Source organism: Rheinheimera metallidurans, from assembly GCF_036983985.1.
Taxonomy (GTDB): domain Bacteria; phylum Pseudomonadota; class Gammaproteobacteria; order Enterobacterales; family Alteromonadaceae; genus Alishewanella; species Alishewanella metallidurans.
This window is the reverse complement of sequence record NZ_JALAHQ010000001.1, coordinates 1,038,141-1,049,122: the sequence shown is the minus strand read 5'-3', so window position 1 is coordinate 1,049,122 and position 10,982 is coordinate 1,038,141. Positions and strand designations below refer to the sequence as shown.

11 protein-coding genes and 2 tRNA genes are annotated in these 10,982 nt (G+C 44.5%); 11 read left to right on the top strand and 2 right to left on the bottom strand.

Annotated features, from left to right (window positions below):
* The first annotated feature begins 1 nt into the window (after nucleotide 1).
* The 10 genes from MN199_RS04945 to nth all read left to right on the top strand — a co-directional run bounded on the left by MN199_RS04945 (nucleotide 2) and on the right by nth (nucleotide 8,578).
* Nucleotides 2-78 (top strand) — tRNA-Asn (locus MN199_RS04945).
* 25 nt (nucleotides 79-103) lie between these two features.
* Nucleotides 104-180: transfer RNA gene (locus MN199_RS04940), tRNA-Asn, on the top strand.
* Between the two features lie 212 nt (nucleotides 181-392).
* Nucleotides 393-2,252: an EAL domain-containing protein gene (locus MN199_RS04935; RefSeq protein ID WP_335738608.1), complete on the top strand. Its 1,860-nt coding sequence runs from the start codon at nucleotides 393-395 to the stop codon at nucleotides 2,250-2,252.
* Between the two features lie 114 nt (nucleotides 2,253-2,366).
* Entirely contained in the window at nucleotides 2,367-2,948 is a 582-nt protein-coding gene (gene rsxA, locus MN199_RS04930) for an electron transport complex subunit RsxA (protein ID WP_132582947.1), read from the top strand.
* Entirely contained in the window at nucleotides 2,948-3,499 is a 552-nt protein-coding gene (gene rsxB / locus MN199_RS04925; RefSeq protein ID WP_132582945.1) for an electron transport complex subunit RsxB, read from the top strand. The genes rsxA and rsxB overlap by 1 nt, the downstream gene beginning before the upstream one ends.
* A gap of 4 nt (nucleotides 3,500-3,503) precedes the next feature.
* Nucleotides 3,504-5,507 (top strand): electron transport complex subunit RsxC, encoded by a 2,004-nt coding sequence (gene rsxC, locus MN199_RS04920; protein WP_335738607.1) that lies wholly within the window; start codon nucleotides 3,504-3,506, stop codon nucleotides 5,505-5,507.
* Complete coding sequence (gene rsxD, locus MN199_RS04915; protein ID WP_335738606.1) at nucleotides 5,504-6,571, top strand: electron transport complex subunit RsxD; 1,068 nt, start codon at nucleotides 5,504-5,506, stop codon at nucleotides 6,569-6,571. The genes rsxC and rsxD overlap by 4 nt, the downstream gene beginning before the upstream one ends.
* Nucleotides 6,568-7,197, top strand: coding sequence for an electron transport complex subunit RsxG (rsxG, locus tag MN199_RS04910; protein WP_132582939.1), 630 nt, complete (start codon nucleotides 6,568-6,570; stop codon nucleotides 7,195-7,197). Before rsxD ends, rsxG begins: the two co-directional genes overlap by 4 nt.
* A gap of 9 nt (nucleotides 7,198-7,206) precedes the next feature.
* The gene (locus tag MN199_RS04905; protein WP_335738605.1) at nucleotides 7,207-7,902 is read left to right on the top strand and encodes an electron transport complex subunit E; all 696 of its coding nucleotides are present in this window, start codon (nucleotides 7,207-7,209) and stop codon (nucleotides 7,900-7,902) included.
* A gap of 16 nt (nucleotides 7,903-7,918) precedes the next feature.
* Nucleotides 7,919-8,578, top strand: a complete 660-nt coding sequence (nth, locus tag MN199_RS04900; RefSeq protein WP_335738604.1) for an endonuclease III — start codon at nucleotides 7,919-7,921, stop codon at nucleotides 8,576-8,578.
* A 123-nt stretch (nucleotides 8,579-8,701) separates the two neighbouring features.
* Here nth and MN199_RS04895 read toward each other — a convergent pair whose 3' ends face one another.
* Nucleotides 8,702-9,232: a hypothetical protein gene (locus MN199_RS04895; RefSeq protein WP_335738603.1), complete on the bottom strand. Its 531-nt coding sequence runs from the start codon at nucleotides 9,230-9,232 to the stop codon at nucleotides 8,702-8,704.
* Between the two features lie 413 nt (nucleotides 9,233-9,645).
* Between MN199_RS04895 and gloA the strand changes: the two genes are divergently transcribed.
* Nucleotides 9,646-10,047 carry a lactoylglutathione lyase gene (gene gloA / locus MN199_RS04890; RefSeq protein WP_132582933.1) on the top strand — a complete coding sequence of 134 codons (402 nt, stop codon included), beginning with the start codon at nucleotides 9,646-9,648 and terminating at the stop codon, nucleotides 10,045-10,047.
* A 31-nt stretch (nucleotides 10,048-10,078) separates the two neighbouring features.
* Here the strand turns inward: gloA and MN199_RS04885 are convergent, their stop codons facing one another.
* The gene (locus tag MN199_RS04885) at nucleotides 10,079-10,918 is read right to left on the bottom strand and encodes a substrate-binding periplasmic protein (RefSeq protein WP_335738602.1); all 840 of its coding nucleotides are present in this window, start codon (nucleotides 10,916-10,918) and stop codon (nucleotides 10,079-10,081) included.
* Nucleotides 10,919-10,982: the final 64 nt, after the last annotated feature.

Genomic DNA, 10,982 nt, shown 5'->3' with positions numbered 1-10,982 from the left:
TTCCCTAGTAGCTCAGTTGGTTAGAGCGGCGGACTGTTAATCCGTAGGTCACTGGTTCGAGTCCAGTCTGGGGAGCCAACAGCATAAACACTATTTATACCCTTCCCTAGTAGCTCAGTTGGTTAGAGCGGCGGACTGTTAATCCGTAGGTCACTGGTTCGAGTCCAGTCTGGGGAGCCACCTTTACTACCTGTATTTATGCCTTTCTATCGTAATTAGTGTATTTATTCCTATTTTTTTGATTTAATTAGCTTTCTATTGCAGGCTCCAAAACCTATATTAAAGGTTTGGACAAGGAAATCAGTTATGTCTGGTGATCACAGCTTATGAGAATATTGCGTACTTTGCTTATCAGTCAGTTACTGTCAGCCGTTGTGTTGGCAGGTGCTGCCATGGTTATATTGACTATGTATACCCAGCAACAACTGAATACATCCGAAGACAATGCCAAAACGGCTATTGAACAAATTTTAGCTAACCATATTACCGGCGATGGCAAAGTATTAAGCCGACAGCTGGACCGCAGTTTTAACCTTAAAAGCTTACGCGTTAGTCAGTTAGACGGCACTGTATTACACGAACAAAATGTAAACGGTAATAAAGCTCCGCTAGGAGCTTGGCTTTTACAATTATTTGGTAGTGAATTTAAACCACAAATGTTGCGTAACCAAGAGCACAATATTCAGCTTAATTACCAACTCGACTTTAGTGCCCGCTTAGAACAGTTCCAGTTAATGTTGTTAATGCTGATGCTATTGCCGTTTGTACTAGGCTGGTTCCCGGTGTTGTTAAGTAAGCGTAGCATTACCCGCAGTTATCGGCGCACCACTAGTGCGGTAAATGATTTAATCGATCGCTTTATCCAAGACCCACAAAAAGCCGAACCAAACTGGCAAAAAATACCGATTGAATTTTCAGAAATTAATACAGCTCTGCAAAAGTTAGCTAACTATACCCGTAGCCAATACAACGAGATGGCTTCTAACGCTAATCAAATTGCCGAGGAAGCCTATAAAGATTCGGTTACTGGCTTACCGAACCGTAATCGTTTCGTACAGTATTACGAAGATAATATTCGTAATAATGAAAGCAACGATTTTGGTGTATTTGCTATCACTCGTTGTACTGAACTACAAACGTTAAACCAGACGCGAGGTTTTCAGGAAGGTGATGGTTATATACGTGAAATTGCTGAGTTAATTAAAAAATTGTGCGGCGGCTATAAAGAGCATCGTATTTATCGTTTAAACAGCTCTGATTTTGGTATTTTACTGCCAAGGATCACGCCAAAAGAAGCAGAAAACTTTGCCTTACAATTGCAAAGCCGTTTTAACGAATATCAAAAAAGCTCAGAGTTAGACTCTGTCGCCTACACCGGTTTAGTCTGCTATGAATCGGGTAAAGCTTTAGGTGAGTTACTCGCCATTGCTGATACCTCTATCAGCTTGGCACAAACGAAACAACCTAACGCATGGCACTTACAAAAAGAGTCATCTGGGCTTGAAATGGCTAGCGGTGGCTACGGCAACCAGAACTGGCGCAACGTTATTGACGACGTATTAACTAATAATCGTATTAGTTTGTTGGCACAACTTATTCAGCCATCAAACCGCTCAGCCAAAGCCTACTCTGAAATATTAGTACGCTTTAAAACCCAAGAAGGTCAAATTTTGCCTACGGCTTCATTTTTAGCCATGGCAGAAAAACTAGACCGTATTGTCGCTGTTGACCGATTAATTATTGAAACAGCGCTTACCACGATAAAGAATAAAAACTTACAAGATCAATATTTTGGTATAAATTTATCCGCTCGTTGTGTACATGATGATCAATTTATAATTTGGTTAGAACGTCGCTTATTAAAAGATGCACATATTGCCGCTAAATTAGTATTTGAAGTTACCGAATTTGGTATGCAGCAAAATTTAAAAACCAGTAAACGCTTTATTGATATGGCACACCGCGCCGGTTCACGAGTTACAGTGGAAAAGTTTGGTGTCGGCATTACCTCATTTAAGTTTTTCCGTGATTTAAAACCAGATTACGTAAAAATGGATGGTAGCTACACTCGACATATAAACGAAGATAAAAATAATCAATACTTTATGCGCTTAATGATCGATTTAGCACACCGCATCGGCGTAGGTGTTTTTGCCGAAAGCGTAGAAACACAGGAAGAAAAACACATGCTTGAATCGTTATTTATTGACGGTAACCAAGGCTACTATGTTGGAAAACCGGCGCCATTATAAGCTAACACCGCGGCGGTATTATCAATACCGCCGCAATACCCCTACGCTTTATCCGGTTGTGTCTATTGCCGCTTAATTGCATAATACAGCCCTTATTTTTACCCGAGCGATACGATGACTGAATTTCTGCTGTTGTTGATCAGTACCGTACTGGTGAACAATTTTGTGCTAGTAAAGTTTTTAGGTCTCTGTCCTTTTATGGGCGTTTCTAGCAAACTAGAAACGGCTATAGGCATGTCATTAGCAACTACCTTTGTGCTAACACTGGCATCGTTATGCAGCTATCTGGTTGATCACTATCTGCTTGCGCCTCTAGACCTGCTTTATCTGCGTACACTAACCTTTATTTTAGTTATCGCGGTGGTAGTGCAATTTACTGAAATGGTGGTGCACAAAACCAGCCCTACCCTATATCGGCTACTGGGTATCTTCTTACCATTAATTACCACTAACTGTGCGGTATTAGGCGTAGCGCTACTTAACGTAAACGCTAGACATAATTTTATTAATTCAGTGGTATATGGCTTTGGCGCAGCCGTTGGCTTTTCGTTAGTGTTAATTTTATTTGCCGCAATGCGTGAGCGCTTAGCCGCCGCTGATGTGCCGGTGCCGTTTAAAGGCGCCGCTATTGCCATGATTACTGCCGGCTTAATGTCGCTGGCCTTTATGGGCTTTACTGGCTTGGTGAAAGTGTAATGACGTTAGTTACCGCGCTTATTTCTTTAGGTGTGTTAGCGCTAATTTTTGGTGCTGTGCTAGGCTATGCGGCGGTTCGTTTTAAAGTAGAAAGCGATCCGCTGGTTGATCAAATAGACGATATTTTGCCACAAACCCAATGTGGCCAGTGTGGCTATCCTGGTTGTAAGCCCTATGCTGAAGCCATTGCTAATGGTGACGACATTAATAAATGCCCCCCTGGCGGTGAAGCCACTATTCGCAAACTTGCCGATTTATTAGGGGTTGAAGCTAAACCATTAAACGCTGCCCAAACAGAAAATATCAAACGCGTTGCGTATATTCGCGAAGACGAATGTATTGGCTGCACTAAATGTATTCAAGCTTGCCCTGTTGATGCCATCGTTGGTGCGTCAAAATTAATGCATACCGTCATTGTCGACGAATGCACCGGCTGTGATCTGTGTGTCGAGCCCTGCCCGGTTGATTGTATTGATATGGTGCCACTGGCCAACACCACTGAGCGTTGGAAGTGGGATTTATCAGCTATTCCTGTGAAGATCGTGGAGTAAAACCATGCCCAGTTTATTTAAACAAATTCAAGCGGGTGTGCTCTGGGATTTTCACGGAGGCATTCATCCGCCCACACGCAAACAGCTAAGTAACCAAAAACCGATTGCGGTTATGCCGCTGCCTGATCGTTTGTATATTCCATTGCGTCAGCATATTGGCGTGGCCGGACAGTTACTTGTACGTGCAGGTGAACGCGTATTAAAAGGCCAGCAGCTAACCAGTGCAGACAACTCGATGGTAGTGCCAGTGCATGCACCAACGTCAGGCACAGTGGTACAGATAGCTCCGCATACCGGCGCGCATCCATCAGCACTGCCCGAGCTTACACTCATCTTAGCGCCAGATGGTTTAGACCAATGGCGTGAGCGCGAACCATTAAACTTTGCCAGTTGTGACAAAGCGCAATTATTAACACGGATCCAAAATAGCGGCATCGCTGGCATGGGTGGCGCAGGCTTTCCTACGCACTTAAAATCTGGTGTGTCACAACCGATTGATTATCTGATTATTAACGCTGTAGAGTGCGAGCCTTATATTACTGCTGATGATTTATTAATGCAGGAAGCGGCAACTACTATCGTCAAAGGTATTGATATTCTTTGCCATCTGCTTAACCCCAAAGCCGTGCTCATTGGTATTGAAGACGATAAGGCTATTGCTTGTGCTGCAATGATGGCCGCTTGCAGCCAGCGTGAAAACTACTATGTCCGGGCTGTACCAGTTAAGTATCCCTCTGGCGGTGAAAAACAACTTATTCAGCTACTTACTAATAAAGAAGTACCAAATGGCCGACGGCCGCTCGATATTGGTATCGTTATGCATAACGTAGGTACCGCCTTTGCTATTGCTAAAGCCGTACTGGACGATCACCCGCTAATATCACGCGTGGTTACCGTTACCGGCAATACACTTAACCAACCACAAAACGTGATCGCCTTATTAGGTACTCCGGTATCTAGCCTATTGCAATTATGCGGCTTTCAACCCGAACCAATGCAACGCGTAATTATGGGTGGGCCCATGATGGGTTTTACCCTGTCAGATTTAAATGTACCTGTAGTAAAAACCACGAACTGTATTCTCGCGCCAACCGCTGAAGAGCTGCCGGCGGCGACAGATGAAATGGACTGTATTCGCTGCAGCGCTTGCGCCGATGCCTGCCCTGCCAGCTTGTTACCCCAACAGTTGCTGTGGTACAGCAAAGCCAAAGATAGCGACAAGTTAAAAGAATATAACCTTGCCGACTGTATTGAGTGTGGTGCTTGTGCTTATGTTTGTCCCAGCGAAATTCCGCTAGTGCAGTATTATCGCGTTGCCAAAGCCGATATTCGCGAACAACAACGCGAAGCGGTAAAAGCAGAACAAGCCAAAGCACGTTTTGAAGCTCGTAACGCAAGGCTTGAACATGAGAAACAAGAACGCTTAGCACGAAATCAGCAACTGGCGGCCACACGCCAACAGCAACAGCTGGCAAGTGGTGCCAATAATACCGTAGCCGAAGCATTAGCTCGCATTAAAGCCAAACAAGCGCAGGCAGCCGTAGCCGACAATAGCGACACTAGCTCCGCACAGCTACATGCTGAGCGGGAGCAAAAAAAGCAACAGGCGCGTGAGTATCAACAACAAAAAGCCCTAGCAGAAACAGCCGCACCCGAGGTAGAAAAAACAACGCCAGAAACCCAAGCAGAGCCTGCTGATGCGCGCAAAGCCGCTATTGCCGCTGCTATCGCCAGAGCAAAAAACAAGCAGCAACAAACCAGTGCAACCGACAACAGCACGGCTGAGCTTGACCCGCGCAAAGCTGCCATTGCCGCAGCTATTGCTCGGGCTAAAGCCAAACAACAAAATTCCGTGACAGCCGAGCGCACAGTGACACAAGAGGCTCCGGTATCACCTTCTACTGAAGTAAGTAGTCAAAATACAGAGCCAGATCCACGCAAGGCCGCTATTGCCGCGGCTATTGCTCGGGCTAAAGCGCGTAAACAAGCGGACGATGACACCTTATGAGTTTTAAAATAGCTAGTTCGCCGCACCAACATAACCAAAAAAGCACGTCGCAAATTATGCTTATGGTTATCATGGCCTGTCTACCCGGTATCGCCGTGCAAGCGGCATTATTTGGTTATGGGGTGTTAATACAATTACTGCTAGCGATTATCACGGCATGGTTTAGCGAAGCTTTTGTGTTACGGCTACGCAATAAACCTGTATTGCCTAGGCTTAAAGACAATAGCGCTATGCTGACGGCCGTTTTACTTGCTATTGCCATTCCGCCTTACGCGCCATGGTGGATTATTGTTATTGGTACAGCCTTTGCCATTATTATGGTAAAACAACTCTACGGTGGGTTGGGTAATAATTTATTTAACCCTGCGATGGCTGCCTATGTGTTGCTACTTATCTCATTTCCGGTGCAGATGACACAATGGCTACCGCCGCTTTCATTACACAGTGTTACGCTAACGCCATTAGACGCGATATGCAGTGTATTTACTCAGTTTAGTTGCAGCGGTTTTAGCCTAGCGCAACTACAAACTAGCGTAGATGGCATCACTATGGCGACGCCTCTTGATACCTTACGCACCGATTTAAGCCGAGGCCTAACGCTAGATGAAAGCTGGCAAAGCCCGGTATTTTTTGCCTTTGCTGGCAGTGGTTGGCTATGGGTTAACTTGGCTTATTTAGCCGGCGGTTTAGTGTTAATTAAACAACAGGTTATTAGCTGGCGTATTCCCGTTGCCGTACTCGCTAGCCTGTTTGTCTTATCAGCTATTGCGGCTTTAGCCGCACCCGACACCTTAGCTGGCCCATTATTTCACCTATTTAGCGGTGGCACTATGTTGGCAGCATTTTTTATTGCTACCGACCCGGTATCTGCGGCAACCACAGCGACAGGCCGCTTAGTCTATGGCGCATTAATTGGCTTACTGGTATTTTTAATTCGTAATTTCGGTGGCTACCCCGATGCCTATGCCTTTGCTATTTTGCTCGCTAATATGGCGGTGCCGCTAATTGATTACTACACCAGACCAAGAACCTATGGCCATCGCGCTCGGAGCCAGACTAAATGATTAGAGCAATCAGCAAAAATGCACTGGCGCTTGGCGTTGTCGCGGTATTATGTGTTGCTATTCTTAGCCTAGTACATATTCAAACCGAGCCGCGGATTGAACAACAACGTCAAGCCAGTAAAATAGCCATTTTATCCGAAGTTCTGCCCAGCGTAGAAGCTAATCAAGCCTTATTGCAAGACTGCATTCAAGTAACCGATCAAGCCTTACTAGGCCGCTCGAGCCCGCAAGCGTTATATCGTTGGCGCAAAGATGGCCAGCTCGCCGCTTATCTTATTGAAACCACAGCACCTGATGGTTATAGCGGCAATATCGATCTTATCGTCGCCGTTACACCAGAGGGTACTATACTAGGCACGCGAATATTAAATCATCAAGAAACCCCCGGGCTTGGCGACAAAATAGAAGCGCGCCGTTCGCCGTGGATTTTTAGTTTTAACGATAAAACCGTAACCGATAATAACGCCAGTAAATGGGCAGTGCGTAAAGACGGTGGTGATTTTGACCAGTTTACAGGTGCCACTATTACACCACGAGCAGTAATAAATGCGGTGCGAAAAGCCACGCTATTTATTCAGCAACACCCAGAGCTGGCAACCCAACCCGCTAATTGCCCAAAGCAATAAGGTAACGCTATGAGTCAGTTTAAAGAATTAGCCATTCAAGGGCTGTGGAAAAACAACCCTGGGCTGGTGCAGCTACTGGGTTTATGCCCACTGTTAGCCGTTACTGCTACCATAACCAATGCGCTTGGCCTTGGTGCGGCAACCTTATTGGTGCTACTTGGCTCTAACGTTGCGGTATCTATGGTGCGCAACCATGTTGCCAGCGAAATTCGCATTCCGGTATTTGTGCTTATTATTGCCAGCTTAGTTACCGTAGTGCAGTTACTGATGAATGCTTACACCTTTGGCTTGTATCAATCTTTGGGTATTTTTATTCCATTAATTGTTACCAACTGCGCCATTATTGGCCGCGCTGAAGCCTTTGCGTCAAAAAATGCGGTACTCCCCTCGGCCATTGACGCCATTATGATGGGTTTAGGCTTTATGTTAGTGCTAACGGTGCTTGGTGCAGCACGTGAGATACTCGGCCAAGGCACGCTGTTTGATGGTGCCGATTTACTACTAGGCAGCTGGGCGAAAGTGCTGCGTATTGAGCTATTTAGCGTCGACAGCCATTTTTTACTGGCGATGTTACCACCAGGTGCCTTCTTAGGTATGGGGCTAATTATTGCGCTTAAAAATACCATTGATAATAAACTCAAACAAAAAGAGGCTGTTGCCAAAGGTAGCATTGCACGCGCTAGAGTCACTGGCGCAGCACAATAATGCGGTTAAAGTAAATATGAACAAACAAAAACGTATTGAAATACTAAGCCGCCTGCGCGCTGCTAATCCAAACCCGACTACCGAACTTGAATACAGCTCACCGTTTGAACTCCTTATTGCAGTGCTATTGTCAGCACAAGCCACCGATGTTGGCGTAAACAAAGCCACTAAGCATCTATTCCCTGTCGCCCGCACACCGCAAGCGATGTTAGATTTAGGTGTAGACGGCGTTAAACACTATATAAAAACCATTGGCTTATTTAATACCAAAGCTGAAAACACCATAAAAACCTGCCGCATGCTGGTTGATCTACACCAAGGCCAAGTTCCTGAAAACCGAGCAGCCCTAGAAGCGCTGCCCGGTGTTGGCCGAAAAACCGCAAACGTGGTACTTAATACTGCGTTTGGTTGGCTAAAAGATAATGAAGGTAAATACTTTATCGCGGTTGATACCCACATCCAGCGCGTCGCCAACCGCACGGGCTATGCCAAAGGCAAAACAGTTGAAGAAACCGAGCAAAGCATCATTAAAAACACCCCGAACAAAACCGAGTTTATGTACAACTTGCATCATTGGTTAATTTTGCATGGCCGCTACACTTGCGTCGCCCGCAAACCGCGTTGCGGCAGTTGTATCATCGAAGATCTGTGCGAGTTTAAAGACAAAACTGACTAGATACCTTTAACTAGTTACCGTAATTAAGCGATTAAATACGTTCTTGTTGCTGAGAAGTAATTGACACAACTTTATTATTTCCACCAGTAACAAGCGAAAGATACCAATCGCCTAACGTATTAATTAGTGAGCATGCTCACTACTTTTCTTTGCTTTTAAAGCCGGAAACTTATGTGTAGCAAAGTCGGTGTGGCAACTAACACAGGCTCGGTTCATTTCAGAAAAGTAAAAGTTAATTAACTCTGGTTTGCCACTCTTGGCAGCATGTTCAAGCATTCCTGCTAGATAATGAAAATTCTGGTCTTGTTTAATAAACTCAGCCGGTAACGATGAATGGAACTCTTCTATTTGTTGCTCAGTTAGTTTTTGCTTCAATATGTAACTGTTTTTCATCTTCCCCGCCGTGGTTTCAATTTCACCCCAGTTTCCGGCAACATAGGCCGGAATAATTGACATCATGCCATACTGTAATGCACTCATTTCTTGAGTAAGTAAATCACGTAAACTAGCAGACATCGCCTCAACGCCTGACGTTGCTTGATGCGCCTTAGCATGTTTATCCTGGGTATGTTCAGCATGGTTTTGTTGCTCTGCGGCATAACTTAATGTGGGTAATAAAATGGCGAACAGTGAACTGCAAACAACATTTTTCATAGTAATGTCCCGTTAGACTTGTTAGTTAACAACCGAAGCAAGCTTCGTCTTTAAATAATACCATCCTGACATGCCACTATTAATATTTAAGTATTGATATTGGACTTCCCAGTTATTTAAACTAATTAGCGTTTTTTTACAACCTCAACGCCTACCATATTATAGGGACGGATAGTTTAATAGCTGTAACACAAGCAGTAAAATTTATCTAACAAAACGCGTCTGGTTTGTTGCTCAAATAGGTTGTTAATTACAGCTAATATAATGCAATAAATTTTAGAATGAGTACCCGTTTTTACCGCCTAGCCGCCCTTTTTGTACGCTATTATGTGTTAACATAGCAGGCCGCTCGGCGGTAGCGGAATTACCAAAATTGTCTGCTGGTTTAACGCCAAAACTGAATAGAGGTTTTTATGAGAATGTTACATACCATGCTACGTGTTGGCGATTTAGATAAGTCTATCGCGTTTTACACCGAAATATTAGGCATGAAACTGTTGCGTCAGTCTGAAAACGCTGAATACAAATACACACTGGCTTTTGTCGGTTATGGCGAAGAGCATGACACGGCAGTATTAGAACTGACCTACAACTGGGGCGTGGATAACTACGATCTTGGTACGGCATTTGGCCATATTGCGCTTGAAGTAGACAATATATATGAAGCTTGCGATAAAATTCGCGCTAAAGGTGGCGTAATTAGCCGTGAGCCAGGCCCGGTTAAAGGGGGGGCAACCAATATTGCGTTTGTTCGTGATCCGGATAACTATGCTATTGAGTTAATTGAGAAGAAAGCCAAATACGATACGTTATAACCGCATGGGCTTTCATTGCCGACAATCTGGGTTAGTAATGCCAATTTATGCTTGGCGTAGCAGTACGTTCTATCCGATGTTTTTGTTCGGCAAATTGCTCTAATCGGTGAATAATGTCTTCGCCATATACCGGTTGATACAATTTACGCATGGTGCCGTCAAGATAGCTTTGCTCTAATGCGGCTTGCCACAGTGCTACGGTTTCATCCGGTATATCTTTTGAAAACGCTAAATAACGCCGGCGTTCCGATAAGGTGTGAACTTTAATTAAGTTTTCTGAGGTTGACGCTAACCTTGGTAAGAATTTAGAGACCGAGCCTTCGGTTATGGCAATAAGATCAACTCGCCCTAAAACTAGCATCTCTAAGCAATCGCCTGAGCGCGTAGTTAGTACTAAATTTTTCCCTTCAACAAAACCTAATTGCATAATCTCTTCTGATGTTGCTGAATCACGATAGCTACAGGCGATAAGTTTGCCCGGAAACACCAGTTGTGTAACGTCATTACCTAAGCGTGTTTCGACCCCGTACAGCGAAATACTATTAATACGCAGTGGGCCAACCCATTTAAATAATGCGGCTCGTTTTTCGGTATAAACCGTTTCAAACAAGCCAACATTTTTTGCTTCTTTAGCAATGTTTAACGCCCGACTCCAAGGCATAAGCTCAATACTTGCCGGCTGGTTTAACCGCTGTTGCAATATACGAATAAGCTTTACGGTAACGCCGTTTACGTTACCTTGCTCATCAATAATTTCCGCCGGCGGATTATACTCAGTTAGCAGGCGTAGCGGCTCGGCAGATTGCAAAGCATTGCAGCCCAATAGGTTTAAACTAATAACGAGAAAAACATTACGCAGTGTTAGTGGCACACTTTTGCCCGCCAAGGTTGTTTAGAATTAGTATTCTAGTTGCCATAAAACGTAACTGCAAAAC

Excerpts from the sequence above, each read along its gene's own strand:
- MN199_RS04935 (WP_335738608.1), top strand. The coding sequence starts at position 393 with ATGGTTATATTGACTATGTATACCCAGCAACAACTGAATACATCCGAA.
- rsxA (WP_132582947.1), top strand. The coding sequence starts at position 2,367 with ATGACTGAATTTCTGCTGTTGTTGATCAGTACCGTACTGGTGAACAAT.
- rsxB (WP_132582945.1), top strand. The coding sequence starts at position 2,948 with ATGACGTTAGTTACCGCGCTTATTTCTTTAGGTGTGTTAGCGCTAATT.
- rsxC (WP_335738607.1), top strand. The coding sequence starts at position 3,504 with ATGCCCAGTTTATTTAAACAAATTCAAGCGGGTGTGCTCTGGGATTTT.
- rsxD (WP_335738606.1), top strand. The coding sequence starts at position 5,504 with ATGAGTTTTAAAATAGCTAGTTCGCCGCACCAACATAACCAAAAAAGC.
- rsxG (WP_132582939.1), top strand. The coding sequence starts at position 6,568 with ATGATTAGAGCAATCAGCAAAAATGCACTGGCGCTTGGCGTTGTCGCG.
- MN199_RS04905 (WP_335738605.1), top strand. The coding sequence starts at position 7,207 with ATGAGTCAGTTTAAAGAATTAGCCATTCAAGGGCTGTGGAAAAACAAC.
- nth (WP_335738604.1), top strand. The coding sequence starts at position 7,919 with ATGAACAAACAAAAACGTATTGAAATACTAAGCCGCCTGCGCGCTGCT.
- MN199_RS04895 (WP_335738603.1), bottom strand. The coding sequence starts at position 9,232 with ATGAAAAATGTTGTTTGCAGTTCACTGTTCGCCATTTTATTACCCACA.
- gloA (WP_132582933.1), top strand. The coding sequence starts at position 9,646 with ATGAGAATGTTACATACCATGCTACGTGTTGGCGATTTAGATAAGTCT.